Source organism: Pseudomonas sp. URMO17WK12:I7 (assembly GCF_003269045.1).
GTDB classification, from domain to species: Bacteria; Pseudomonadota; Gammaproteobacteria; order Pseudomonadales; family Pseudomonadaceae; genus Aquipseudomonas; species Aquipseudomonas putida_J.
Genome location: NZ_QLTL01000016.1, coordinates 73,772 through 98,653, shown reverse-complemented (window position 1 = coordinate 98,653; position 24,882 = coordinate 73,772). Strand labels below are relative to the sequence as shown.

Sequence of the window (24,882 nt, the reverse complement as noted above, 5' to 3'; positions counted from 1 at the left end):
CAAGGAGCGCCCTCCATGATTCAGCCTGTCGCTGAACGTACACCTGCCGGCACCAGCTACCTGTCCGTCGGCCAGGGCCAACCCGTGGTGCTGATCCACGGCGTAGGCCTGAACAAGGAAATGTGGGGCGGTCAGATCGTTGGCCTGGCCAACGACTACCGCGTCATCGCCTACGACATGCTCGGCCACGGCCAGAGCGCACTGCCCGCCGCCGACACCGGCCTGGAAGGCTACGCCGCCCAGCTCGCCGAACTGCTCGACCACCTGCAGCTTCAACAAGCCATCGTGATCGGCTTTTCCATGGGTGGCCTGGTCGCCCGCGCCTTTGCCCTCAACTACCCGCAGCGCCTGGCTGCCCTGGTAGTGCTCAACAGCGTGTTCAACCGCACCCCCGAGCAGAGTGCCGGCGTCATCGCCCGCGCCGCCCAGGCTGCGCAGCTCGGCCCCGACGCCAACGTCGACGCCGCGCTCGACCGCTGGTTCAGCCGTGAATACAAGGCTGCCAACCCGGCGCAGGTCGCCGCCATTCGCCAAGTGCTGGCCAACAACGACCCGCAGGGTTACCACACCACTTACTCGCTGTTCGCCACCCAGGACATGTACCGCGCAGGCGACCTGGGCAGCATCCAGGTGCCGACGCTGATCGCCACCGGCGAACTCGACTCGGGCTCCACCCCGGCCATGACCCGCCAGCTCGCTGCCAGCATCCCTGGTGCGCAAAGCGTGGTCCTGGCCGAGCAACGGCATATGATGCCTGTGGAAGCACCGCGTGAAGTCAACAAGATGCTCCTGGACTTCCTCGCCCAAGCCCGCACCCTCACCGAATCCGCCAAGGGGATTGTTGCATGACCCTCGTTCGTTTCCAGATGTGCATCGACGGCCAATGGCTCGATGCCCAGAGCGGCAAGACCTTCGACAGCCTCAACCCGGCCACAGCCCAAGCCTGGGCGCAACTGCCCGACGCCGATGAAGCCGATGTCGAGCTGGCCGTACAGGCCGCCCAGCGTGCCTTCGACAGCAAGGCGTGGCGCAGCATCACCGCCACCGCGCGTGGCAAGCTGCTGCGTCGCCTGGGTGACCTGATCGCCGAGAACAAGGAACACCTGGCCCAGCTGGAAAGCCGTGACAACGGCAAGCTGATCCGCGAAACCCGCGGCCAGGTCGGTTACCTGCCGGAGTTCTTCCACTACACCGCAGGCCTGGCCGACAAGCTCGAAGGCGGCACCCTGCCGCTGGACAAGCCGGACCTGTTCGCCTACACCGTGCACGAACCCATCGGCGTGGTGGCCGGGATCATCCCGTGGAACAGCCCGCTGTACCTGACCGCGATCAAGCTGGCCCCGGCGCTGGCCGCCGGCAACACCATCGTGCTCAAACCGTCCGAGCACGCCTCGGCGACCATCCTCGAGCTGGCCCGCCTGGCCCTGGAAGCCGGCTTCCCGGCCGGTGTGGTCAACGTGGTCACCGGCTACGGCCCAAGCACCGGCGCGGCGCTGACCCGCCACCCGCTGGTACGCAAGATCGCCTTCACCGGCGGCGCCGCCACTGCTCGCCACGTGGTGCGCAGCAGTGCCGAGAACTTCGCCAAGCTGTCGCTGGAGCTGGGCGGCAAGTCGCCGAACATCATCTTCGCCGACGCCGACCTGGACAGCGCCATCAACGGCGCCGTGGCCGGCATCTATGCCGCCTCCGGACAGAGCTGCGTGGCCGGCTCGCGCCTGCTGGTGCAGGACGAGATCTTCGACGAGTTCGTCGAGCGCCTGATTGCCCGCGCCAAGCGCATTCGCATCGGCAACCCGCAGGACGATGCCAGCGAAATGGGCCCGATGGCCACCGCCCAGCAACTGGCCGTGGTCGAAGGCCTGGTGGCTGCGGCCAAGGCCGAAGGCGCCAAGCTGCACATGGGCGGCAAGCGTGCCGAAGTCGAAGGTGAAGGCTGGTTCTACGAGCCGACCCTGTTCGAGTGCGACAGCAACTCGATGACCATCATGCAGGAAGAGGTGTTCGGCCCGGTCGCCGCCGTGATCCGCTTCAAGACCGAGGAAGAGGCCCTGGCCATCGCCAACGACTCGCAGTTCGGCCTTGCCGCCGGCATCTGGACCCGCGACCTGGGCCGCGCCCACCGCCTGGCCCGCGACGTGCGTTCGGGGATCATCTGGGTCAACACCTACCGCGCCGTGTCGGCCATGGCGCCGATCGGCGGCTTCAAGAACAGCGGCTACGGCCGCGAGAGCGGCATCGATTCGGTGCTGGCCTATACCGAGCTGAAGACCGTGTGGATCAACCTGTCCACCGCGCCGATGCCCGACCCGTTTGTGATGCGCTAAGAGGTAGCACGAGATGATCGAACCAGGCATCTACAAAGACGTGATGGGCTCGTTCCCGTCCGGCGTCACCGTGGTCACCACCCTGGACGCCGACGGCGGCATCGTCGGCATCACCGCCAGCGCGTTCAGCGCGCTGTCGATCGACCCGGCGCTGGTGCTGTTCTGCCCCAACTACGCTTCGGACACCTACCCGATCCTGCGGGACAGCAAGCAGTTCGCGATCCACCTGCTGTCTGCCGACCAGACCGCCGAGGCCTATGCCTTTGCCGGCAAGGGCAAGGACAAGGCCAAAGGTGTCGAGTGGCAACTGAGCGCGCTGGGCAACCCGTTGCTGACCAAGGCCACGGCGATCATCGAGTGCGAACTGTGGCGCGAATACGACGGCGGTGACCACGCGATCATTGTCGGCGCGGTGAAGAACCTGGTGCTGCCGGCCGAGCCGGTAACACCAATGGTCTACCACAAGGGCAAGTTGGGCGCCCTGCCGCCCCTGGGCTGACCTTTAAGGTTTTGGGCCTTTCGCGACACAAGGCCGCTCCTACAGGAGATTGCGGTCCTTTGTAGGAGCGGCCTTGTGTCGCGAAAGGGCTGCAAAGCAGCCCCAAGATATCAGCCCCTCTTTTCAGGGGCCGCGCCCACCCTCTCACCCTCGGTTGCGGCCCCTTTTTTCATTCGGAGTACTGCGCATGAGCAACGAAAAGTACGACAAAGGCCTGCAGATCCGCACCCAGGTGCTGGGCGAGGAATACGTCAACCGCTCGATCCAGAATGCCGACGAGTTCACCAAGCCGCTGCAAGAGCTGGTCACCGAGTATTGCTGGGGCCACGTCTGGGGCCGCGAAGGCCTCTCGCTGAAAGAGCGCAGCATGATAAACTTGGCCATGATTTCCGCGCTCAACCGGCCCCACGAGCTCAAGCTGCATATTCGCGGCGCATTGCGTAATGGCCTGAGCCGTGAACAGATTCGCGAGATCCTGCTCCAGGTCGGCATTTATTGCGGCGTGCCCGCGGCGGTGGACAGTTTCCGCCTGGCCCGGGAAGCGTTCGCTGAAGCCGATGCGGAGTCAACCCGTTAACAGCGGGCTGTTCGAACCCACGCAAGGAGCACCGATGGTTCGTGGTGCTATTGCGGTTGCGGCCGGGCAGCCTCATTCAGAGCGCACTTGATGAAACGCCAGCCCCTCGACGACAGCTTCAAGGTCAACCGCAACCCCGTTACCCTGCGCGAAATCGTGCTCGACAAGCTGCGCGGCGCGATCATGAACTTCCACCTGCTGCCGGGTGACCGCCTGGTCGAGCGCGACCTCTGCGACCGCCTCGGCGTCAGCCGTACCTCGGTGCGTGAGGCCCTGCGCCACCTGGAATCCGAAGGCCTGGTGGAATTCGCCGACGCCAAGGGGCCGCGCGTGGCCATCATCACACTGGAAGACGCCCGCGATATCTACGAGCTGCGTTGCGTGCTCGAAGGCCTGATCGTGCAGCTGTTCACCCTCAACGCGAAGGCCAAGGACATCCGTGCACTGGAGCGCGCCCTCGAGGTCAACCGCGAAGCCCTGGAAGAAGGCGAGCTGCAGCAGGTGCTGGACTCGGTGCAAGGCTTCTACGACGTGCTCCTGGAAGGCTCCGGCAACCAGGTCGCAGCGCAGCAGCTGCGCCAGTTGCAGGCACGCATCAGCTACCTTCGCGCCACCTCGGTATCGCAAGAAAACCGCCGCGGTGCCAGCAACCGTGAGATGGAAAAGATCGTCGAGGCGATCAAGGGCGGCGACCCGCTTGTGGCTCACCAGGCCTCGGTCGACCACGTACGCGCCGCCGCCAAGGTAGCCCTGGACTACCTGCGCCAGAAACAGGACGACAACACCAAGGTGCGCGACATGGTCGAACCCTTGGCCCTGAAGGATCCACGTATATAAGACCCTTATAGGCCGCTGACATGCCCAACGCCCCGCGCTACTGCCCGCATTGCACCACGGAACTGGCCCGGGGCGTTCCCACAGGCGACACCCACGAGCGCCTGCACTGCACCGGCTGCGGTTACATTCATTACATCAACCCAAAGATCATCGCCGGCTGCATCATCGAGCGCGATGGCAAGTACCTGTTGTGCCAGCGCGCCATCCCCCCGCGCCCCGGCACCTGGACCTTGCCGGCAGGGTTCATGGAAGCCGGCGAGACCACCGAGCAGGCGGCGCTGCGCGAGGTGTGGGAAGAAAGCGGCGTGCGCGCCGACATCGTCTCGCCCTACTCGATCTTCAGCGTGCCGAAAATCAGCGAGGTGTACATCATCTTCCGCGCCATCGCCACCGAAGAGACCGGGCAGTACGGGCCGGAAACGCTGGCGTACAAATTCTTCGCGCCGCACGAGATACCTTGGGATGAAATCTATTACCCGGCGATCCGGCAGATTCTCGAGCGCTACATCCTCGAGCGCCAGGCCGGGGTGTATGGCATCTATATGGGTAACGACGACACAGGCAAGGTGCACTTCATGCGCTGACCTGCACTGGCCCCGACGTGCCCGCGAAAAGGCCAGCGCAAGCGAGCATAAAACCCTCGCCAACCGTCTATTCTCGGTGCACCCTAAAGGCCTTATGCAAGAGGACCGGCAGCGTACATGGCAAAATGGCTAGACGGCGGCGGGCAGATGGCCGAGCGCATCCGCAACCATGACTGGGCAGCTACCCCCCTGGGCCCGCTTGATCAATGGCCCGACGCCCTGAAAACCACGGTGGCCCTGTGCCTGGCCTCGCGCTTCCCGCAGGCCATACTCTGGGGCCCGGCCCTGCTCACCCTGCACAACGACGCGTTCATCCCGATCCTTGGGCAAAAGCCCTTGGCCCTGGGCAAACCCTTCAGCGAAGTGTGGCAGGAAGCCTGGGCCGACATCGGCATGATGGCCGACCGCGCCATGGCCGGCGAGGCCGTGTACATCGAAGACTTCCCGCTGACAATCAACCGCAACGGTGGCCCCGAGCGTGCCTACTTCACCTTCTGCTACAGCCCCATTCGCGGCCATGATGGCGAGGTATTGGGCATGCTCGACACGGTCACCGAAACCACCTCAAGCGTGGTCACCAACCAGCGCCTGAACTTTCTCGACAACCTCGGCCGCGCCGTGACCGAAGCCACCGATCCGGACCAGATCCTGGCCATCACCACGGGCATGCTGGTCGAGCATCTTGGCCTGTCGAGCTGCGCCTATGCGGTGATGGCGCCTGACCAGGACGGCTTCACCATCTGCGGCGATGCGGTGGCGCCCGGCTCTCCCCGCCTGGTCGGCCAGTATCACCTGCATGACTTCGGCCGGCTGGCGGTCAGCCGGCTACGCAGCGGCCTGCCCCTGGTAATCAATGACAACCTGCGCGAACTGGCCGCTGACGAGGCGGCGACATTTCAGGCCATAGGCATCACTGCCACCATCTGCATGCCGCTGATCAAAGGCGGCAGGCTGACCGCGCTGATGGCCATCCACGATCGTGTGCCACGGGTGTGGACTGACTATGAACAAGCGCTGATCAGCGAAGTGACTGAACGTTGCTGGGCGCATATCCAGCGGGTTCAGGCCAATGCCGAAGTGCGCGAGGCGATGGCGACGCTGGAGGCACTCAACGCCACCCTGGAACACCGGGTCGAAGAGCGCACCACCCAGCTGCTGCATACCGAAGCTGTGCTGCGCCAGACCCAGAAGCTAGAAGCCATCGGCCAGTTGACCGGCGGTGTGGCCCACGACTTCAACAACCTGCTGACCATCATCCGCTCGTCGCTGCACTTCCTGCAGCGCCCCAACCTCGATGGCGAGCGGCGCGAGCGCTACCTCAAGACCATGGCCGACTCGGTCGACCGTGGCGCCAAGCTCACCGGCCAACTGCTCGCCTTCGCCCGGCGCCAGGCCCTCAGCCCGCAGGTGTTCGAAGCCGGGCCACGGCTGGAGGCAATGGCCGACATGTTCGATACCGCCACGGGGGCGCGGGTCCACGTGAAGCTGCAACTGCCCCAAGCACCTTGCCATATCCGCGCCGACCTCAGCCAACTGGAAACAGCAGTGATCAACCTGATGCTCAACGGCCGCGATGCCATGGCCGGTGAAGGTACGCTGCGGCTACGCTTGCTGGCCGACCAGCACATGCCCGAGCAGCCCGGGGTGTTTGCCGCAATCTCGGTGACCGACAGCGGTGTCGGCATCGCCCCCGAGCTGCTGGAACGCATCTTCGACCCGTTCTTCACCACCAAGGCGCCTGGCGAGGGTACCGGGCTGGGCCTGTCCCAGGTGTTCGGTTTCGCCAAGCAGTCCGGGGGCGACGTCAAGGTCAACAGCATACAGGGCCAGGGCACCAGCTTTACCCTGTACCTGCCGCAAGCGCCCGCGCCGGCCGCGCAGCTGCCGGGCGACGCAGATAGCGGCACGCAGGTCCAACCGGTGGGCGAGCGGCGGCGCATCCTGGTGGTTGAGGACAACCCCGATGTCGGCAACTTTACCGCGCAGATTCTCCATGACCATGGCTACCACATCAGCTGGGCCTGCTCGGCCGAAGAGGCACTGGCCCAGCTGAACGGGCCGAATGGCAATTTCGACGCGGTGTTTTCCGACGTGGTCATGCCAGGGATAGGGGGGCTGGCCCTGGCCAGGGAATTGCGCAAGCAGCGCCCGCAGCTGCCGGTGATATTGACCTCGGGCTACAGCGAGGCGATCGCCGAGGGCGGGCACCAGGGTTTTGCCTTCCTGGCCAAGCCCTATTCTGCGGAGCAGGTGTGCCAGATGCTTGGCAAAGTGCTCGACGCTTGATTGCCGATGCCGCTTTGCACCCCGGCGATCAGCGCGAGCGGGCTAACAACCTGGCCACACTTTGCGCCAGCTCCGCCTGCCGGTAAGGCTTGCGCAGCACCTCGAAGCCCTTGAGCTCCCGCGGCGTGAGGTTGGCGTAGCCGGTGATGATCAGCACCGGCAGATCCGCCTGCCGCTCGCGCAATTGCTGGGCAAGACGCACACCGGTCATCTCGGCCATGACATGGTCGGTGACCAGCACATCCGGCAGCCAGCCCTTGCCCAGCAGATGCAAGGCCGCCGCCGCATTGCCAGCCTCGGTTACGTCATAACCCAAGTCGCGCAGCTGGGCGGCGGTGGCATGGCGCACGATCTCCTCGTCATCCACCAGCAGTACCCGGCACGGCCGATCGGCCTGCGGCGCCTCGGGCAACTCAATGTCCCTGCAGGGTGCCGCCACATCACTGAGCGGCAACCAAAGGGTAGCCGTGGTGCCCTGCCCCGGCTGCGACTCGATGGCAAAGCTGCCGCCCGACTGCAACGCCAGGCCCTGGACCATCGGCAGACCCAGCCCGGTGCCCTTGCCCACGCCCTTGGTCGAATAGAACGGCTCGATGCAGCGGCGCAGTTGCTCTTCAGTCATGCCGCAGCCATTGTCACGGACCTGCAGCCAGATCTGGCGCGCCGCGCTCACACTGTCCGCCTTGGGCGGGCCGGCGCTGTCGAGCCCGGCAGTGATATTCAGCATGCCGCCGTCGGGCATGGCATCACGGGCATTGACCACTAGGTTGAGCACCGCCAGCTCCAGTTGGTGAGGGTCGGCCACCACTGCGGGCAGTGCCGGGTCTATCTGCACCTGCACCTCGATGGTCGGCCCCAGCGAGCGGGCCATCAGCTCGCGCATGTCGGCCACCAAGGCCGCCAGCGACAAGGGCTGCGGCTTGAGGGTCTGGCGCCGGGCGAAACTGAGCAGGCGCGCCACCAGGCTGCGCGCCCGTTCGGCCGCCTGCAGGCCGCCTTCGATCAGGCGCGGGACGCGCTCCGATTGCGGGTTACGGCGCAGCAGCTCGAACGAGGCGATGATGGGCGTGAGCATGTTGTTGAGGTCGTGGGCGATGCCGCCGGTCAGTTGCCCGATCATCTCCAGCTTGTGCGCCTCGTGCAGCTGCAGCATGGCGGCCTCGCGCTCGGCAAGCGCCGCCGCGACGCGGTCCTCAAGGCTTTCGTTGAGCAGGTGCAAGGCCCGTTCGGCGCGGGCGTGGGAGATTGCGGCCCAGGTTTGCTTGGCGGTTTCCTCGATCAACTGGCATTCGCCCTCGAAACACTGGCGAGGGGTATGGAAATGCACGCCCAGCATCGCTTCGAGGCGCCCGGCACGCAGCACGGGAACGTGCAGCGTGGCACACAAGCCATCGAGCTGGGCCTCATAGGCCTGCTGCACCACCTTGCCCGCAGCCAGCTGCTCACGCAACGACGCTCCGACGCTGGCGTAGTCATGCTGACCGACCCAGGAAGGCAGGCCGTCGACCCACTCCTGGGCCACCCGAAAACCATTGCCATCACCCTGATCTTCGCCGAAAAAGACACGAGAAGCGCCCAGTTCCTGGGCCAGGCGCTGCACTGCGTAGGCCTCGATGCGCTCCGCCTCGCCCAGCCCCGGCAAGGTTCGGCCCAGTTCCAGCAAGAACGCCTGGCGCTGCTGGAAGCGCACCCGTTCGGTGGTATCGGCCACCAGGCACAACACACCGCCGACGCTGCCGTCGGCTTCGTGCACGGCGGAATAGGACACATCGAAATAGACGGTTTCGCCCAGGCCTCGACGCTCTATATAGAAGGGGCGGTCCTTGGCCCAGAAGGTCTGGCCAGTCTCGCGCACGCCGCGCAGCAGTGGCTCGAGGTCGTCCCACAATTCACTCCAGTGCTCCTGCGCTGGCCGCCCGAGGGCCTGCGGGTGCTTGGTGCCGATTGTCGGGGCGTAGGCATCGTTGTACAGGGCCACATAGGCATCGCCCCAGAACAGCACGAACTGCGCCTGGGCTGGCAGCAGCGTGGCCATCACCGCCTGCAGGTGCGGCGACCAGGTGTGTGGCGCGCCCAGTGGCGAGCTGCTCCAGTCCATCGACTGCAGCAGGCTGCCAATACTGCCGCCATTGAGCAGGAAGCTCGGCGGCGCGGTCACGGTGTCCTTGTGGTGTTGCTGAAGCGATCTCATGTCTGGGAAGTCCCGGGCACATTTCCATCCATCTCTGGATAGGAGATCGGCAATCAGCAGTTCGTTCCGCAGGATTTGGCCGAACGATCAGTGGCGCTGCGTTCAGTGCAGCTGGCCGACAATCAACCCCAGCGCCACCGCAACCATGGCCGTCCCCGACACCCGCCCTACCCATCGAGCTGCACCGGGCCGGCTGCTCAGCACGGCCTTGGCGCCGTAGCCGACCAGCGAGTAAATCACCAGCGAACTGCACAGGTGCACCAGCCCCAGCAGCAGGATCTGCAGGGGCACCGGCCAGCTCGACTGCGGGTCGGTGAACTGCGGCAGCAAGGCCAGGAACAACAGGAACACTTTCGGGTTCAGCCCGCTTACGCAAAGGCCCTTGAGCGCCCAACGCGGCCCCGAATCGCCCACGTTGGCCTGCCCCGCCTCCGGCGCCGCCGGGCTCAGCAGCAGGTTGCCACCCAACCACAGCAGGTAGGCACAACCGGCCAGGGTCAGCAGGGTCATCGCCAGCGGGTGACCGGCCAGCAGGCTGCCCACCCCTGCCGCCACCACCAGGGTGGCAAGAAAATGCCCCGACAACATGCCTGCCACGGCAGGCATCACCCAACGCCCGCGCATGCCCGCAGAAATGGCATAGGCCCAGTCGGCACCGGGGGTGATCACGAACAGCAACGACACGGCCCAGAACGCCGTCAGCACACTGATTGCCACTTGAGTCTTCCTTACACACAGTTTGGGTGGTGAAGAAAGCCTACGGATTCCGCCGGGGGATTTTCTTTCGTATATTTCCCCTATTGCCATTCATGTTGGAAGATTCTTCTAGATGGACAGAACAGACCGAAAGATCCTTGCCGAGCTACAAAAAGACGGTCGCCTCTCGGTGACTGAGCTGGCCGACCGTGTAGGGCTGAGTCTGTCGCCCTGCCATCGGCGCCTGAAGGCGCTGGAGGAGTCCGGTGCCATCCTTGGCTACCACGCGCGCCTGGCGCCAAGCGCGCTGGGGCTGAACTTCGCTGCGCTGGTGTTCGTGACCCTGCGCGAGGTGACCCGCCAGCCCGTGGCGGATTTCGAGGCGGCGTTGGCGGCGATACCGCAGATCGTCGAGGCCCAGCGCTTGTTCGGCGACCCGGATTATCTGCTGCATGTGGTGGCCAAGGACTTGCCGGCATTTCAGAAGCTGTATGACGAGCAGCTGACCAGCATTCCCAATGTAAAGCGCCTGAGCTCGACCCTGGTGATGAAAGAAGTGATTCAGGACCGGTTGTTGCCGATGTAGTTGTATTGCCTGTACGGGCCCTTTCGCGGGTAAACCCGCTCCCACAGGTTCACCGCAGATATTGAAAATTGTGCTGTACCTGTGGGAGCGGGTTTACCCGCGAAAGGGCCAGCACAGGCAACACATCTGCCTTGCCCTGTTAATGCACACTGTGCACCACCAACGCTCACCCTCCGCCGCTCACACAACGCCCACCCCCTCTACCTCAAGCCCTCCAGCCAGCTGGCACCCTCCTTGCTACCGTCCACCGCTTAACCTTTTGTCAGCCTTAGGTTTTTTAAGGTTTATGGGCACATATTTACTAATTTCTCGTTATCCCCGCGCCCCGCATCATCGCTCCAACAAGAACGCGTCGCCCTTCGCCGGCACGCATCCGGGCAGCACCCGATGCCCCACCTTGCCTTGGAGTCAGTCATGACCAGTGCAGCCAATTCGGCACCCCTCATTGAAAAACACACCATCGGCTATGTGCCGCCGCAAGACCGCCATGGAAAGGTAAGGGATCTGTTCACACTGTGGTTCGGCGGCAATATCGCGCCGCTGCCCATCGTCACCGGCGCGCTGGGCGTGCAGCTGTTTCACCTGAACCTGGTGTGGGGCATCGTCGCCATCCTGGTCGGCCACCTGGTCGGTGGCGTGCTGATGGCACTGCACTCGGCCCAGGGCCCGCAGATGGGCATCCCGCAGATGATCCAGAGCCGCGCGCAGTTCGGCACCCTTGGCGCGTTGCTGGTGGTGGTGATTGCCGGCGTGATGTACATCGGCTTCTTCGCCTCCAATATCGTGCTGGCCGGCAAGTCGCTGCATGGCGTGGTCGAGGCCGTACCGGTATCGGTGGGCATCGTCATCGGTGCGCTGGGTTCAGGCATCATCGGCATCATCGGGTACCGTTTCATCCATGTGCTCAACCGCATTGGCACCTGGGTGCTGGGCATTGGTATCGTGGTCGGCTTCGGCTACATCTTCAGCCATGTGCAAAGTGACGACTTCCTGACCCGCGGCGGCTTCAACCTGGCCGGCTGGCTTGCCACCGTTTCACTGGCGGCGCTGTGGCAGATCGCCTTCGCCCCCTACGTGTCGGACTACTCGCGCTACCTGCCGGCTGATGTGAAAGTCAGCTCGACCTTCTGGACCACCTACCTGGGCGCGGCCCTGGGTTCGAGCCTGTCGTTCATCTTCGGCGCCGTGGCGGTGCTGGCGATCCCGGCTGGCGTCGACACCATGGACGCGGTCAAGCTCGCTACCGGCAGCCTGGGCCCGGTGATGCTGGTGCTGTTCCTGCTCAGCGTGATCAGCCACAACGCCCTCAACCTGTACGGTGCGGTGCTGTCGATCATCACCCTGGTGCAGACCTTCGCCTACCGCTGGATCCCCACCGCCAAGAGCCGTGCGGTGCTGTCGCTGATCGTGCTGGCAGCCTGCTGTGTGGTCGCGGTGTTCGCCTCGGCCGACTTCATCGGCCACTTCGTCGACATGGTGCTGGTGCTGCTGGTGGTGCTGGTTCCGTGGACGGCGATCAACCTGATCGACTTCTATGTGATTCACAAGGGCGACTACGACATCCAGTCGATCTTCAAGGTCGATGGCGGTATCTACGGCCGTTACAACCCGCAGGCACTGATTGCCTACGCGGTGGGTATCGTGGTGCAGATCCCGTTCATGAACACGCCGCTGTACGTCGGGCCGATCTCCGAGCACATCAACGGGGCCGATCTGTCGTGGCTGGTGGGCCTGGCCGTCACTTCGCCGCTGTACGGGTGGCTAGCCTCGCGTGACAGCGCCTACCGCCGCCGGCAGATGGGTGCCAAGTTGGCGATGGGGCACTGATTCAACCTGTACTGGCTTCTCGCGGATAAATCCGCTCCTACAGGGATGGGCGATCCCTTGTAGGAGCGGATTTATCCGCGAAAGGCCAGCACCGGCGAAACACGCTGTCAGAGGTTGTAAGCCCGCTCATTGTGCTCGGCCAGGTCCAGCCCCTGCTCTTCCTCTTCCCGGCTGGCCCGCAGCCCCACGGTCAGCTTGATGGCACCGAGAATCGCCCAGCTCACCACAAAGCAGTAAACAAAGGTGAACGCCATGCCCTTGAGCTGCACCAAGGCCTGCCCGATCGGCGAGGCCCCTTCTACATAGCCGCCCAGCGACGGCGCAGCAAATACCCCAGTCAGCAACGCCCCGACCATCCCGCCAACCCCATGCAGCCCGAACACATCGAGGCTGTCGTCGTACCCCAGTGCCTGCTTGAGCCGGGTCACGGCGAAAAAGCAGATCGCGCCGGTCAGCAAGCCGATCACCACCGCACCCAATGGCCCGACAAAAGCGCAGGCCGGCGTGATGCCTACCAGCCCGGCCAATGCACCGGATGCTGCCCCCAGGGCCGTCGGCCGGCCATGCATGATCTTCTCGGTCAGCAACCAGCCGACAATCCCGGCACAGGCCGCGACCATGGTCGCCAGCATCACCACCCCTGCCCCTTCGTTGGCCGCAAGCCCGGAGCCGACGTTGAAGCCGAACCAACCGACCCACAGCAGCCCGGCGCCCACCAGGGTGAAGCCGAGGTTGTGCGGCGGCATGGCCGTCTGCGGATAGCCTTTGCGCTTGCCCAGCATCAACGCCGCCGCCAGCGCTGCCACACCGGAGTTGATATGCACTGCCGTGCCGCCGGCAAAGTCCAGCACACCCCAGTTGACCATCAGCGCCCCAGGCCCACCCCACACCATGTGGGCGATGGGCGCGTACACCAGGACGAACCAGGCCGCCATGAACAGCAGCGAGGCACTGAACTTCATGCGCTCGGCAAACCCACCGGCGATCAGGGCTGGCGTGATGATCGCGAAGGTCAGCTGGAACACCGCGAACACCCCTTCCGGGATGCTGCCCACCAGGCTGTCGTGGCCGATGTTCAGCATCAGCGCCTTGTCCAGGCCGCCGATGAAGCTGTTGAAGGTCAACTGCCCTTCGACCATGCCGCTGGTGTCGACCACCAGGCTGTAACCGAACAGCACCCAGAGGATGCCGATCACCCCGGCCACGGCGAACAACTGGGTGAACACCGAGAGGAAGTTCTTCGCCCGCACCATGCCGCCATAGAACAGCGCCAGGCCCGGGATGCACATCATCAGCACGAACATCGCCGCGCAGATCATCCAGGCAGTGTTGCCGGTGTCCAGGGTGGGTTCGGCGGCGTGGGCCAACGGCGTCAATGCCAACAGCACAACAGCAAGGGCAAGCTTCATGGAGTCACTCCTTTGCGAATGGGGGCATCTGGGGCTGCTTCGCAGCCCTTTTCGACCGGTCCGGCGCCCCGGCAAGGCCGCTCCCACAGGGAATGCACAACGTCTGAACCTTGCGCGATACCTGTGGGAGCGGCCTTGCCGGGGCGCCGGACCGGTCGGAAAGGGCCGCAAAGCGGCCCCAAAATATCGAATCAGTACTGCGCCTGGCCCGGCACCCAGGCAGTACCGGCCAGCGGCACCCGGGCCATGGCCGCCGCCTCGACGGTCAGTGCCACCAGGTCCTCGGGGTCGAGGTTGTGCAGGTGCGACTTGCCGCAGGCGCGGGCCATGGTCTGCGCCTCCAGCACCAGCACCCGCAGGTAGTTGGCCAGGCGGCGGCCGGCCTCTTCCGGGTTCAGGCGCTTGGCCAGTTCCGGGTCCTGGGTGGTGATGCCGGCCGGGTCGCGGCCGTTCTGCCAGTCGTCGTAGAAGCCGGCGGCCGAGCCGATCTTCTTCAGCTCGCTGTCCAGCCGCGGGTGGTTGTCGCCCAGGGCGATCAGCGCCGCCGTGCCGATGGCCACGGCATCGGCGCCCAGGGCCATGGCCTTGGCCACGTCGGCACCATTGCGGATGCCACCGGAGACGATCAGCTGCACCTTGCGGTGCATGCCCATCTCCTGCAGCGCCTGCACCGCCTGGGGAATGGCCGGCAGGATCGGAATGCCGACGTGTTCGATGAACACTTCCTGGGTGGCCGCAGTGCCGCCCTGCATGCCGTCGAGCACGATCACGTCGGCGCCGGCCTTCACTGCCAACTTGACGTCGTAGTACGGGCGGCTGGCACCGATCTTCACGTAGATCGGCTTCTCCCAGTCGGTGATCTCGCGGATCTCGGCAATCTTGATCGCCAGGTCGTCCGGGCCGGTCCAGTCCGGGTGGCGGCAGGCGCTGCGCTGGTCGACGCCGATCGGCAAGGTGCGCATGCCAGCCACCCGTTCGGTGACCTTCATGCCCAGCAGCATGCCGCCACCACCCGGCTTGGCACCTTGGCCCAGGACGATCTCGATGGCGTCGGCCTTGCGCAGGTCGTCCGGGTTCATGCCGTAGCGCGACGGCAGGTACTGGTACACCAGGTGCTGCGACTGGCCGCGCTCTTCCGGGGTCATGCCACCGTCGCCGGTGGTGGTGCTGGTGCCGGCAATAGTCGCGCCACGGCCCAGGGCCTCCTTGGCATTGGCCGACAGCGCGCCAAAGCTCATGCCGGCGATGGTCACCGGGATCTTCAGGTGAATCGGCTTTTTGGCAAAGCGGTTGCCCAGCACCACGTCGGTGCCACATTTTTCGCGGTAGCCTTCCAGTGGGTAGCGCGACACGCTGGCGCCCAGCAGCAGCAGGTCATCGAAGTGCGGCACGCGGCGCTTGGTCCCGCCACCGCGAATGTCGTAGATGCCGGTTTCGGCGGCACGCTGGATTTCCTGGATGGTCAGGCGATCGAAGGTGGCCGACTCACGCAGTACCGGGGGGAATTGCTCGCTCATGGGAATGCTCCTGGATCAGTACGCGCTGGCGTTGTCGACTTTGAAGTTGTAGAGCTGGCGGGCCGAGCCGTAGCGTTTGAAATCGGCCGCCTTGTGTTGCAGGCCGGCCTTGTTCAGCAGCTCCTGCAGCTCTTGCAGGTGCTCGGCGCGCATTTCTTTTTCGATACAGTCCGAGCCCAGCGACTGCACCGAACCCCTGACATAGATGCGCACCTCGTACAGCGAATCGCCCAGCGCATCGCCGGCATCGCCACACACCACCAGGCGCCCGGCCTGGCCCATGAAGCAGCTCATGTGGCCGATGCTGCCGCCGACCACGATGTCCACGCCTTTCATCGAGATGCCGCAACGCGCGCCAGCATCGCCCTCGATCACCAGCAACCCACCATGGGCGGTGGCACCGGCTGCCTGGGAGGCGCTGCCCTTGACCCGTACCGAGCCAGACATCATGTTCTCGGCCACGCCCACGCCGACGTTGCCGTGCACGGTGACGCTGGCCTGCTGGTTCATGCCGGCGCAGTAGTAGCCGGCGTGGCCTTCAATATCCACCGACACCGCGGCATTGATGCCCACGGCCAGGTTGTGCTTGCCGTCGGGGTGGGTCACCCGCCATTCGCGATCCTGCACATCGCCGTGCAGGGACTGGTTGAGTACGCGCACCGAGGCGCTGGAAAGGTCGATCGTCTTCATGAATGTCTCCAGTGATTCGGTGGAAGGTCAGGCGCTTTCGCGCTCCCAGACGTACAGTGTGGCCGGCGCCGGTTCCCAGACCTTGGCCTTGTCGATACCCGGCAGGCTGGCCAGGGCCTGGTACTCGGAGGCCATGGCCACGTAGTCGTCGGTCTCGGCCAGCACGGCCGGCTTGCAGGCGATCGGGTCGCGGATCACGGCAAAGCCGTTGCGGGTGCCGATGGCGAAGGTGAAGAACCCGTCCAGGTCTTGCAGCGCGCCATCCAGGGCCTGAGCCAGGCTGTCGCCCTGCTGCAGGCGCCAGGCCAGGTAGCCGGCGGCCACTTCGGTGTCGTTGTCGGTCTCGAAGCTGATGCCTTCGCGCTTGAGCTCCTGGCGCAGGCGGAAGTGGTTGGACAGCGAGCCGTTGTGCACCAGGCACAGGTCGGCGCCGGTGGAGAACGGGTGGCTGCCTTCCAGGGTCACGGCACTTTCGGTGGCCATGCGGGTATGGCCGATGATGTGGCTGCCTTTCATGCCAGCCAGGCCGAAGCGGCTGGAGATTTCCGCCGGCAGGCCCATGCCCTTGAGGATCTCGATGCTCTGCCCGGCACTCATGATGCGCACTTCGGGGGCCAGTTCACTCAGGGCCTGGCGGGCCGCTGCCTCGCCAGTGTGCACCTTGAGCACGGCGGCGCTGGCGTTCTGGAACCAGTCCAGCGAGCAACCCAAACGCCCTTCCAGCTGGCCCATCAAGGCCGCCCAGGGGTAGTTGATGTCCGTCGCCTGCAGGGTCAGCTTGACCCAGCCATCAGCCACTTCGTCGCCGTAGATGGCAAAGCCTGCGCTGTCCGGGCCACGGTCGGTCATGGCTTCGAGCATGGGTTCGAAGAGTTTGCCGAGCTGGGCTTCCAGCGCTGGCTTCTTCAGGTACAGACCTACGATTCCACACATGGTGATACTCCTTCTAGGCAGTGGGTAGCCGCTGCATTTACCGCTACCCAGGGATAGGGTTGGCGGTCAGAAGAATTCGGTGTAGCGCTGGATTTCCCAGTCGGAGACGTGGCGGCAGTACTCCACCCACTCCATGCGCTTGAGCTTGATGAACTCGTCGACGATCTCGGCGCCGAGCACCTCACGGAACAGCGGGTCGGCCTCCAGGGCGTCGGCGGCTTCCTTGAGCGACTGCGGCAAGGTCTTGATGCCGCGTGCGGCGATCTCTTCCAGGCTCAGGTTGTAGAGGTTCTCGTTGCACATCTCGCCCGGGTCCAGCTGGCGGTCGATGCCGTCGAGGCCGGCGGCGATGATCGCAGCGGTGACCAGGTACGGGTTGCAGCCAGCGTCCGGCAGGCGGAACTCCAGCCGGCCGTAAGGGATGCGCACCATCGCCGAGCGGTTGTTGGCGCCGTAGGCGACGAAGGCCGGAGCCCAGGTGGCGCCGGACAGCGAGCGACCGACCACCAGGCGCTTGTACGAGTTGACCGTCGGCGCGGCGAAGGCACACAGCGCCGGCCCATGGGCCAGCAGCCCGGCAGCGAAGTGGTAAGCCAGCTTCGACAGGCCCATGCCGCTGCTGTCGGACGGGTCGTGGAACAGGTTCTTGTTACTGCTGCTGGCCAGCGACAGGTGGAAGTGCATGCCATTGCCGGCGCGCTTGGGGTCGGGTTTGGGCATGAACGAGCAGATCATGCCCAGGTCGTTGGCGATCTCGCCGGCGGCCATGCGGAAGAAGGTGAAGCGGTCGGCCGACTCCATGGCGTCGCTGTAGGTGTAGTTGATCTCGAACTGGCCGTTGGCGTCTTCATGGTCGATCTGGTAGATGTCGAAGCCGACGGGCTGCAGCGCCTCGGTCAGGCGTTCGAGGAACAGCCGCGAGCGCGACAGGCCCTTGTAGTCGTAGCAGGGCTTGTCGAGGTTGTCGGAGGCGTCCACCAGTTGCAGCTTGCCGCTTTCGTCGCGGCGGAACAGGCTGAACTCGGGCTCAAGGCCGGTGTTCAGGGTCCAGCCTTTGTCGGCCAGGCGCTGCACCTGTTGCTGCAACACATGACGGCTGTCGTAGGGCCAGGGTTGGCCGTTGACGTGACCGACGCACACGACCCGGCCATAGCCCGGCTGCCAAGGCACCGGGATCAGCGTGGACAGGTCGCCACGGGCCATGAAATCGGGGCCATGAGGCTCCATGCCCATGCCGCAGATGGCGAACCCGGCAAAGCCGGCGCCCTCTTCAGCCACCATCTTTAGGCCCGAGACCGGCACCGACTTGGTCTTCGCCGAACCATGGATATCGACGAACTGCGCCAACACATACTTGATGCCGTACTGGTCGAGGGTGCGCTGGGTTTCTGCTGGCAACATGGGTTGATCACTCCTGGTGAGGGGCACTAATTCCGCATGGGAAACTTACTTTCCTCACAGGAATGCAATGTGCTTGCCAACTCTTTCCAGGACGCGGGTGTGTTTTGCCTGTACGGGCCTCTTCGCGGCTAAAGCCGCTCCTACACAGGGACCGCGCAAGCCCGCTAGGAGCGGCTTTAGCCGCGAAGGGGCCCGCACAGACAGCCCACATCCCATGCAGCTTTTTATGCCCTATTTATGGGAAACTTGGTTTCACCTGAGGAAAGAAGCAGCCACAGCAGCTGCGCCTCGCACTTTCCCAGTGCGAAAACTTTATTCTTGAACTGAAACCGTGCAGGACACTCGATGCCAACCGAAACCCAACCGCGCCTTCGCCTGGAGCAGTACCTGGGCCTGCAGATAAAGCGCCAGCGCCAGGCCCAGTCGCTCAAGCTCGCCGATGTTGCACGCATCGCCGGCATCAGCCAGGGCATGCTGAGCAAGATCGAGAATGCCCAGGTGTCCACCAGCCTCGATACCCTGAGCCGCCTGTGCGATGTGCTGGGCATGCCGATGGCCAAGCTGTTCAGCCAGTACGACCAGCCCGATGGCAATGCCTTGCTCGTCAAGGCCGGTGAAGGGCTGGAAGTGGTGCGCCGTGGCACCGAGAAGGGCCATACCTACCATCTGCTCAATCACGCCAGGGGGCCGAAAAAGAACTTCGAGGCATACATGGTGACCATGGACGATGCCAGCGAGGAGTTCCCGACCTTCGCCCACCCCGGCACCGAATTCCTGCATCTGCTGGAAGGTGAACTGGTCTACCGCCACGGCAACCAGCTGTACCGTATGCAGGCCGGCGACAGCCTGACCTTCGATGGCGAAACCCCGCACGGCCCGGAGCAACTGGTGCAGGTGCCGATTCGCCTGCTGTCGATCATGAACTATGGCGACGAGTAACGCGGCGCAGCAAGGCAACAACCGATGTCGCGATCAGACAAGCACGCGTCGCCCGCAATCGGCTTGCAAACCGTGTCTACAAAAATAATACATACATCGACCGGCCCCGCACCGTGGGCTGGCTGGTGTGGTATTCGCGAGTAAAACAGCCTCGCTTCACAACTCCAACGCTGTGGCGCCTTTTTGCACCGGGCAGTTCGCCCGGGCACATAACGATAAAACGCCCCGTTTTAATGACCCGCAGCGCGCCGATCGGGAGTGTTTGCGCGCGCCACATTGTTTTGGCGGCAGCACGCAAGGCACCGTTGAAACAAGGCGATACCAGCCGCTGCGCGCATTGACCTGACAGAACGCGACCGTCTGTAGGAGCGCGCCCACAAATAAAGCGTCGCTCAAGCGCCTTCAGGCAACAGGCTGCGGTCGAACATGAACACCCGCTCGCCCTGCGGCGTGTACTGATACAACTGCTGCGGCCGGCCCAGCCTGGGCTGGTTCTTCTCCCCGGTATCCCTCACCCAACCCAGCTCGCGCAGGCGCTCCAGGCGCTTGCGCAGCGAGGTGTTGTTCACCGCCTGGCCCAGGCACGCCTGCACCGCCCCCAGTGCATCGAGCACGGTGAACTTTTGCCCCAGCAGGTACAGCGGCAAGCTGCTGTACACCGTCTTTGCTGCCAACCGCTCGCGCGCACGCTCGACCAGCAGGTTATGGTCGAACGGCAGCAGCACCTTGCGGTCCATCACGCTGTCCAGGTCGAAAAACGCCAGCTGGTCACCCTCGACCTGCTGTTGCGGGTCAAGCAATGCCAGGTAATAGGTGCTCAGCGACCAGCCACGTGGGTCGCGGAAAGCATTGCCTTCGGTGCCCACCTGTTCGAGGTAGCGTGGCAGCACCAGGGCCTTTTCGCGCAGGGCGCGTTCGGCAGCGCCCTCCAGGCTGGTATCCGGGGTGCGGCCATTGACGATCACCCCGGGCAAGGCCCACTGGCCGGTATGGGGCTCACGCTCACGACGGTGCAACAACACTTGCAGATGCTGTGCATCAGGGGCCAGGCGCAAGGCGACGATATCGACGCTGGCCAAAACTTCGACTGTACTCACCGGGGACTCCTTGTTCATCAGCGCAATAATCCACCAGAGCAGCTAAGTAGGGCAACCCGCAACAGCTAAGCAATTGTCACTTGACATACTTAATACACCAGGTGAATTATATAGCCATTCCAGCGAGGAGACCCGCCATGAAGATCGCCAGTTTCGATGTCGACGCGCAAAACGGCTTTACCGCCAATGCCCCTCAGGAGTTGCCAGTGCCGGAAGGCAACGAGATCGCCCCGGACCTCAACGCCATGGCTCTGCGTGCCGACCTGCGCCTGGGCAGCAAGGACGCCCACCCGGCCAACGCTGCCTGGGTGGTGGCCGAACCCGGCCAGATGCTGCAACCGCTGGCCCTGGCCAACGCCGACCTGACCTGGGTCAGCCACTGCGTGCCCGGTACCCCTGGCTTCGAGCTGCTGCCCGGCCTGCCCGCCCCCATCGAATACGACTACTTCGTCTGGAAAGGTGTCGAGCCCGACCTGCACCCCTACGGTGCCTGCTATCACGATCTGGCCGAACGCCGCTCCACGGGGGTTATCGAATACCTCAAGGTGCAGGGAGTGGGCGCAGTGATCGTCGGCGGCCTGGCCCTGGACTACTGCGTCAAGACCACTGCCCGGCAACTGCGCCAGGCAGGCTTCAAGGTACTGCTGTACCTGCCAGCCTGCCGCGCCCTCACCCAGGAAGGCGCCATCAGCGCCTGCGGTGCGCTGGCCGCCGAAGGCGTAATCCTGTGCGGCGATGAAGCGGCGCTCGACCACCAGCTCTCTCTGATCAAGGAAGACCGCCCATGAGCGAAAGCGTGTTTGGACCAAGGATCATCCAGAACCTGCTGGATACCGACTTCTACAAGATCACCATGATGCAGGCGGTGCTGCACAACTACCCCAACGCCGAGGTGGAATGGGCGTTTCGCTGCCGCAATGGCGAAGACCTCTCGCCTTACCTGGCGCAGATCCGCTATCAGATAGAGCAGCTGGCCGAAGTCACCGTCACCCACGACCAGTTGGCCTATCTGGAAAAGATCCCGTTCCTCAAGCCGGACTTCATCCGTTTTCTCAGCCTGTTCCGCTTCAACCTGCGCTATGTGCAGGTCGGCCTGGATGCTGCCGGGCAGCTGGCGATTCGCGTGCGCGGGCCATGGCTGCACGTGATCCTCTACGAAATCCCGTTGCTGGCGATCATCAGCGAGGTGCGTAACCGCAACCGCTACCGTGATGTGGTGATCGAACAGGTGGGCGAACGCCTTTACCAAAAGCTCGACTGGCTCAAGGCCGAGGCCAGTGCCGAGGAACTGGCCGGCTTCCAGTTGGCCGACTTCGGCACGCGGCGGCGCTTTTCCTACCGGGTGCAGGAAGAAGTGGTGCACATCCTCAAGCACGACTTCCCCGGCCGCTTCGTCGGCACCAGCAACGTGCACCTGGCCCGCGAGTATGAACTCAAGCCGCTCGGCACCATGGCCCACGAATGGTTCATGGCACACCAGCAACTCGGCCCGCGCCTGGTCGACAGCCAGGCTGCCGCACTGGAAGGCTGGGTGCGCGAGTACCGTGGGTTGCTGGGCATTGCCTTGACCGACTGCATCACCATGGATGCCTTCATGGGCGACTTCGACCTGTACTTCGCCAAGCTGTTCGATGGCCTGCGCCACGACTCCGGGGACCCACTGGTCTGGGCGGAAAAGGCCATCGCCCACTACGAGCGGCTGGGGATCGACCCCAAGGGCAAGACGCTGATCTTCTCCGACGGGCTGGACTTCGCCAAGGCGCTGGGCCTGTACCGGGCCTTGCATGCGCGGATCAATGTGAGCTTTGGCATCGGTACCCGGCTGACTTGCGACATCCCGGGGGTGGAGCCGATGAACATCGTGATCAAGATGACCGACTGCAATGGCGCACCGGTGGCGAAGATCTCCGACAGCCCAGGCAAGACCCAGTGCCGGGACGAGAACTTCGTGGCTTACCTGAAGCATGTGTTCAAGGTGAATTGACCCGGCCTGGGCAGGCCATCTTGCATGCACACCGATTGCGTCGAAAAAGCACCGCTTTTGCAGGCCTTGTGCAGGCACCAACGCTAAGACGCTGTTCTGTCTGCTTGTGCTTTTTCGTTAACCGTTCGAGAGCGAAAAACTCACCTGATATCACCTTGCCGTGACCCTTGGCACTGCTTAAATGAGATCGCTATCCAAGCCTGTTCGGGCCTCTGGGAGTGGATTGCCGGCACTCCCCCGTGCCGGCCAGAAGGAAGCTGCCTCACACACAACACCCCGACAATCAGTACCGGTCGTTCGGTTCACTGTTCAAGGAGAAGTGTCATGGATGCACTGAAGAAACAGTTTTTCCCGTTCACCCTCAACCCACTGTCGAACGTCGTCAGCATCGCTGCCTTGGGCAGCGTCTCTGCCGCGCCGAGGGCGTCCAACGACCTGCCCATCGATCAGCAGCTGGCAGATGCCTTCAATGCCAATAACGATGTGATGGCCTATGTGCTCGGCATCACCAACACCCAACTGCCGACCATCAGCCCGGCACCCACTTGGTACAGCACCTTCCAGACTGCGTTCAGCAACGCGCAGATCCACGCCAACGCCTGGTACGGGATATCCGCGAACCTGGTGAGTATCCCGAATGCCATTGCCGGCTATGGCATTGCCTTCAACGTCAGCATGTCGACGATCAACTCGCTGGTCGCGGTGCTGCAGACCGACCCGGGCAATGCCCAGGCCATCAGCGCGCTCAAGCAGCAGTTCAGCGGGCTGATTTCGCAGCTTCGCGCTTTCAGCCAAAGCGCGGTGTCGGTGCATCAGTCGATTACCGACTACTCCAACACCTTGATCGCCGACAGCCAGGTCCTCGCCAAGGCCGTCACCGACTCGACCAAGCAGCAGGAGGTCAACCGCGACCAGGTTGCGCAGTATCGGGCCAAGATCGAAGAAATGCGCAAGCAGGTCAAGACCTGGCAAGTGGTTGAAACCGCTTCGGCCATTGGTGCTGGCGTAGCCTTCTTCGCCGGTGCCGTGATCGCCATCTTCAGCCTCGGTTTCGGCCTGGCCTTCGGCATTGTCGGCGCAGCGGCAGGGATCGCCACGATGGTGGCTGCGCAAATCAAGATCAAGACCTTGAACAGCGAGATCCAGGCCGACACAGCGCGGATGAACGCGGTGACCCAGCAATCTGCCAGCCTGGCAGCCTTGAATGACCAGCTGAACACGCTGATCGAACTGTCCAAGGCGGCAGGCTCGCTGATCGGCCTGTTACTGAAGGTGTGGGAGGAGCTGGAGGGCGAGCTGAATACCGTTCTGACCGACCTCAACAACTGCAAAGGCAATGTTGACACCCTCAACCTGCCCGAGCTGCAACGCAACCTGAACCTGGCCAACCAGGACTGGCAGACATTGGTCGGGCTATGCAACAGCGTAGCGTCGATCAAGTACAACCAGGCCACGCCGGCCAAGGCCAACATCCAGTAACCGCTGGCCCATGCCTGCTGCCGCTGTTGCCGGCAGCAGGCACGGGCTATGCCGCGCCAGTGGCCTGGCCCGTGCACAGCTCCATGAACCTTGCTGCCGCCCGCGACGGCGTGGCGGCATGGGGCAAGAGGATGGAAAACCGCCGCACCAACGGCTCCGGCGCAATCCTCAGTTGCCGCAATACGCCGTCCTCATGGCGGATCGACATGGCCGAGACAAAGCCAATTCCCATCCCAGCCCGCACCGCCTCCTTCACCCCTTCCACCCCGGCGATTTCCAGCGCCACGCGCATGGCAACGCCCTGTCGGGCAAACGCCCGCTCGACGATCTGGCGCACCCCCGAGCCACTTTCCCGCAGCACCAACGCAAAGGCACCCAGCGACGATAATGTCTGCTCATTGTCGCCAGCCAGCGGATGACCACTGGGCACGATCGCCACGATCTCATCCTCCCGCCATGCCGTGACGCCCGTGCCCAGTGGCAGCTCCTGCCCGGGCGGCCCTTCGATCAAGGCGATATCGACACTGCCCAGCGCCGCGACGATTTCCGCTGTATTACCGTGGGAGGTGGTCACCAGCACCTCTGGAAAACGCGCATGGAAATCGGCGATCAGGTAAGGCAGCAGGTAGCTGGCCGGTGTGGTGCTGGCACCGATACGCAAGGTGCCGCGTTCCAGCCCGCGCATGGCCTCACACAGTGCCTGGGCCTGGCGAAAGGTATCGCGCAGGCGCTGGGCATGGGCCAGCAGTTGCTCGCCGGCAGCGGTCAGGCGCACGCCACGGCCGGCACGCTGGTACAGGGGCTCGCCAACGTCCTCCTGCAGCAACTTCAGCTGGCCGGACACTGCCGGCTGCGACAGATGCAGGGCCTGGGCCGCATGGCTGATGTTGCCGTGCTCGGCTACGGTGGCGAAGGTTATCAGTTGTTCCGGGGTCATTTGTTAAAAGTATCAGTAATTCGGATATTTGCCATCCTAAATTACGATTTTTTATAAGCTTATAACCAGATTAACGTAGGCCATGT

General features: G+C 64.0%; 22 protein-coding genes. 13 read left to right on the top strand and 9 right to left on the bottom strand.

Annotated elements, in window-relative coordinates; genetic code table 11:
• Positions 1 to 15: 15 nt before the first annotated feature.
• The 7 genes from H040_RS21660 (at position 16) to H040_RS21630 (ending at position 7,110) form a co-directional block, all read left to right on the top strand.
• Positions 16 to 849, top strand: coding sequence for an alpha/beta fold hydrolase (locus H040_RS21660; RefSeq protein WP_027918586.1), 834 nt, complete (start codon positions 16 to 18; stop codon positions 847 to 849).
• Positions 846 to 2,327 (top strand): aldehyde dehydrogenase, encoded by a 1,482-nt coding sequence (locus H040_RS21655; protein ID WP_027918585.1) that lies wholly within the window; start codon positions 846 to 848, stop codon positions 2,325 to 2,327. Before H040_RS21660 ends, H040_RS21655 begins: the two co-directional genes overlap by 4 nt.
• Positions 2,328 to 2,340: 13 nt before the next feature.
• The gene (locus H040_RS21650; RefSeq protein ID WP_027918584.1) at positions 2,341 to 2,826 is read left to right on the top strand and encodes a flavin reductase family protein; all 486 of its coding nucleotides are present in this window, start codon (positions 2,341 to 2,343) and stop codon (positions 2,824 to 2,826) included.
• Positions 2,827 to 3,013: 187 nt separating this feature from the next.
• Positions 3,014 to 3,403, top strand: coding sequence for a carboxymuconolactone decarboxylase family protein (locus tag H040_RS21645; protein WP_027918583.1), 390 nt, complete (start codon positions 3,014 to 3,016; stop codon positions 3,401 to 3,403).
• A gap of 90 nt (positions 3,404 to 3,493) precedes the next feature.
• The gene (locus tag H040_RS21640) at positions 3,494 to 4,240 is read left to right on the top strand and encodes a GntR family transcriptional regulator (protein ID WP_027918582.1); all 747 of its coding nucleotides are present in this window, start codon (positions 3,494 to 3,496) and stop codon (positions 4,238 to 4,240) included.
• 20 nt (positions 4,241 to 4,260) lie between these two features.
• Complete coding sequence (locus tag H040_RS21635) at positions 4,261 to 4,824, top strand: NUDIX hydrolase (protein ID WP_027918581.1); 564 nt, start codon at positions 4,261 to 4,263, stop codon at positions 4,822 to 4,824.
• A gap of 117 nt (positions 4,825 to 4,941) precedes the next feature.
• A complete protein-coding gene (locus H040_RS21630) occupies positions 4,942 to 7,110 on the top strand; it encodes a GAF domain-containing hybrid sensor histidine kinase/response regulator (RefSeq protein WP_027918580.1) in 2,169 nt (722 codons plus the stop codon).
• 28 nt (positions 7,111 to 7,138) lie between these two features.
• Here H040_RS21630 and H040_RS21625 read toward each other — a convergent pair whose 3' ends face one another.
• Positions 7,139 to 9,301: an ATP-binding protein gene (locus H040_RS21625; protein ID WP_027918579.1), complete on the bottom strand. Its 2,163-nt coding sequence runs from the start codon at positions 9,299 to 9,301 to the stop codon at positions 7,139 to 7,141.
• 102 nt (positions 9,302 to 9,403) lie between these two features.
• Positions 9,404 to 10,018, bottom strand: coding sequence for a LysE family translocator (locus tag H040_RS21620; RefSeq protein WP_027918578.1), 615 nt, complete (start codon positions 10,016 to 10,018; stop codon positions 9,404 to 9,406).
• A gap of 112 nt (positions 10,019 to 10,130) precedes the next feature.
• Here H040_RS21620 and H040_RS21615 point away from each other — a divergent pair, with 112 nt between their 5' ends.
• Both H040_RS21615 and H040_RS21610 read left to right on the top strand, forming a co-directional pair.
• Positions 10,131 to 10,583: an Lrp/AsnC family transcriptional regulator gene (locus H040_RS21615; RefSeq protein WP_027918577.1), complete on the top strand. Its 453-nt coding sequence runs from the start codon at positions 10,131 to 10,133 to the stop codon at positions 10,581 to 10,583.
• 414 nt (positions 10,584 to 10,997) lie between these two features.
• Positions 10,998 to 12,410: a purine-cytosine permease family protein gene (locus H040_RS21610; protein ID WP_027918576.1), complete on the top strand. Its 1,413-nt coding sequence runs from the start codon at positions 10,998 to 11,000 to the stop codon at positions 12,408 to 12,410.
• 107 nt (positions 12,411 to 12,517) lie between these two features.
• Here H040_RS21610 and H040_RS21605 read toward each other — a convergent pair whose 3' ends face one another.
• From H040_RS21605 to glnT, 5 genes are all read right to left on the bottom strand, one after another.
• Complete coding sequence (locus H040_RS21605) at positions 12,518 to 13,819, bottom strand: ammonium transporter (protein WP_027918575.1); 1,302 nt, start codon at positions 13,817 to 13,819, stop codon at positions 12,518 to 12,520.
• Between the two features lie 191 nt (positions 13,820 to 14,010).
• Positions 14,011 to 15,336: an FMN-binding glutamate synthase family protein gene (locus tag H040_RS21600; RefSeq protein WP_016715698.1), complete on the bottom strand. Its 1,326-nt coding sequence runs from the start codon at positions 15,334 to 15,336 to the stop codon at positions 14,011 to 14,013.
• Between the two features lie 15 nt (positions 15,337 to 15,351).
• On the bottom strand, positions 15,352 to 16,026 hold the full coding sequence (locus H040_RS21595; RefSeq protein ID WP_027918574.1) for a protein glxC: 675 nt from the start codon (positions 16,024 to 16,026) through the stop codon (positions 15,352 to 15,354).
• A gap of 27 nt (positions 16,027 to 16,053) precedes the next feature.
• The gene (locus H040_RS21590; RefSeq protein WP_027918573.1) at positions 16,054 to 16,959 is read right to left on the bottom strand and encodes a class II glutamine amidotransferase; all 906 of its coding nucleotides are present in this window, start codon (positions 16,957 to 16,959) and stop codon (positions 16,054 to 16,056) included.
• A gap of 66 nt (positions 16,960 to 17,025) precedes the next feature.
• Positions 17,026 to 18,360: a type III glutamate--ammonia ligase gene (gene glnT, locus H040_RS21585; protein WP_027918572.1), complete on the bottom strand. Its 1,335-nt coding sequence runs from the start codon at positions 18,358 to 18,360 to the stop codon at positions 17,026 to 17,028.
• 345 nt (positions 18,361 to 18,705) lie between these two features.
• On the opposite strand from glnT, the gene H040_RS21580 reads away from it, so the two are divergent.
• On the top strand, positions 18,706 to 19,299 hold the full coding sequence (locus H040_RS21580) for a helix-turn-helix domain-containing protein (RefSeq protein ID WP_027918571.1): 594 nt from the start codon (positions 18,706 to 18,708) through the stop codon (positions 19,297 to 19,299).
• Positions 19,300 to 19,691: 392 nt separating this feature from the next.
• Here the strand turns inward: H040_RS21580 and H040_RS21575 are convergent, their stop codons facing one another.
• Positions 19,692 to 20,396 (bottom strand): NUDIX hydrolase, encoded by a 705-nt coding sequence (locus tag H040_RS21575; RefSeq protein WP_027918570.1) that lies wholly within the window; start codon positions 20,394 to 20,396, stop codon positions 19,692 to 19,694.
• A gap of 137 nt (positions 20,397 to 20,533) precedes the next feature.
• On the opposite strand from H040_RS21575, the gene H040_RS21570 reads away from it, so the two are divergent.
• The 3 genes from H040_RS21570 (at position 20,534) to H040_RS21560 (ending at position 23,859) form a co-directional block, all read left to right on the top strand.
• Positions 20,534 to 21,184, top strand: a complete 651-nt coding sequence (locus H040_RS21570) for a nicotinamidase (RefSeq protein ID WP_027918569.1) — start codon at positions 20,534 to 20,536, stop codon at positions 21,182 to 21,184.
• Positions 21,181 to 22,380 carry a nicotinate phosphoribosyltransferase gene (gene pncB, locus H040_RS21565; protein WP_027918568.1) on the top strand — a complete coding sequence of 400 codons (1,200 nt, stop codon included), beginning with the start codon at positions 21,181 to 21,183 and terminating at the stop codon, positions 22,378 to 22,380. The genes H040_RS21570 and pncB overlap by 4 nt, the downstream gene beginning before the upstream one ends.
• A gap of 324 nt (positions 22,381 to 22,704) precedes the next feature.
• A complete protein-coding gene (locus tag H040_RS21560; protein WP_027918567.1) occupies positions 22,705 to 23,859 on the top strand; it encodes an HBL/NHE enterotoxin family protein in 1,155 nt (384 codons plus the stop codon).
• 46 nt (positions 23,860 to 23,905) lie between these two features.
• Here the strand turns inward: H040_RS21560 and H040_RS21555 are convergent, their stop codons facing one another.
• On the bottom strand, positions 23,906 to 24,796 hold the full coding sequence (locus H040_RS21555) for a LysR family transcriptional regulator (protein WP_027918566.1): 891 nt from the start codon (positions 24,794 to 24,796) through the stop codon (positions 23,906 to 23,908).
• Between the last annotated feature and the right edge of the window lie 86 nt (positions 24,797 to 24,882).

What these genes read in the sequence shown, in the direction of transcription:
- H040_RS21660 (WP_027918586.1), top strand. Translation starts at nt 16, where the DNA reads ATGATTCAGCCTGTCGCTGAACGTACACCTGCCGGCACCAGCTACCTG.
- H040_RS21655 (WP_027918585.1), top strand. Translation starts at nt 846, where the DNA reads ATGACCCTCGTTCGTTTCCAGATGTGCATCGACGGCCAATGGCTCGAT.
- H040_RS21650 (WP_027918584.1), top strand. Translation starts at nt 2,341, where the DNA reads ATGATCGAACCAGGCATCTACAAAGACGTGATGGGCTCGTTCCCGTCC.
- H040_RS21645 (WP_027918583.1), top strand. Translation starts at nt 3,014, where the DNA reads ATGAGCAACGAAAAGTACGACAAAGGCCTGCAGATCCGCACCCAGGTG.
- H040_RS21640 (WP_027918582.1), top strand. Translation starts at nt 3,494, where the DNA reads ATGAAACGCCAGCCCCTCGACGACAGCTTCAAGGTCAACCGCAACCCC.
- H040_RS21635 (WP_027918581.1), top strand. Translation starts at nt 4,261, where the DNA reads ATGCCCAACGCCCCGCGCTACTGCCCGCATTGCACCACGGAACTGGCC.
- H040_RS21630 (WP_027918580.1), top strand. Translation starts at nt 4,942, where the DNA reads ATGGCAAAATGGCTAGACGGCGGCGGGCAGATGGCCGAGCGCATCCGC.
- H040_RS21625 (WP_027918579.1), bottom strand. Translation starts at nt 9,301, where the DNA reads ATGAGATCGCTTCAGCAACACCACAAGGACACCGTGACCGCGCCGCCG.
- H040_RS21615 (WP_027918577.1), top strand. Translation starts at nt 10,131, where the DNA reads ATGGACAGAACAGACCGAAAGATCCTTGCCGAGCTACAAAAAGACGGT.
- H040_RS21610 (WP_027918576.1), top strand. Translation starts at nt 10,998, where the DNA reads ATGACCAGTGCAGCCAATTCGGCACCCCTCATTGAAAAACACACCATC.
- H040_RS21605 (WP_027918575.1), bottom strand. Translation starts at nt 13,819, where the DNA reads ATGAAGCTTGCCCTTGCTGTTGTGCTGTTGGCATTGACGCCGTTGGCC.
- H040_RS21600 (WP_016715698.1), bottom strand. Translation starts at nt 15,336, where the DNA reads ATGAGCGAGCAATTCCCCCCGGTACTGCGTGAGTCGGCCACCTTCGAT.
- H040_RS21595 (WP_027918574.1), bottom strand. Translation starts at nt 16,026, where the DNA reads ATGAAGACGATCGACCTTTCCAGCGCCTCGGTGCGCGTACTCAACCAG.
- H040_RS21590 (WP_027918573.1), bottom strand. Translation starts at nt 16,959, where the DNA reads ATGTGTGGAATCGTAGGTCTGTACCTGAAGAAGCCAGCGCTGGAAGCC.
- glnT (WP_027918572.1), bottom strand. Translation starts at nt 18,360, where the DNA reads ATGTTGCCAGCAGAAACCCAGCGCACCCTCGACCAGTACGGCATCAAG.
- H040_RS21580 (WP_027918571.1), top strand. Translation starts at nt 18,706, where the DNA reads ATGCCAACCGAAACCCAACCGCGCCTTCGCCTGGAGCAGTACCTGGGC.
- H040_RS21570 (WP_027918569.1), top strand. Translation starts at nt 20,534, where the DNA reads ATGAAGATCGCCAGTTTCGATGTCGACGCGCAAAACGGCTTTACCGCC.
- pncB (WP_027918568.1), top strand. Translation starts at nt 21,181, where the DNA reads ATGAGCGAAAGCGTGTTTGGACCAAGGATCATCCAGAACCTGCTGGAT.
- H040_RS21560 (WP_027918567.1), top strand. Translation starts at nt 22,705, where the DNA reads ATGGATGCACTGAAGAAACAGTTTTTCCCGTTCACCCTCAACCCACTG.
- H040_RS21555 (WP_027918566.1), bottom strand. Translation starts at nt 24,796, where the DNA reads ATGACCCCGGAACAACTGATAACCTTCGCCACCGTAGCCGAGCACGGC.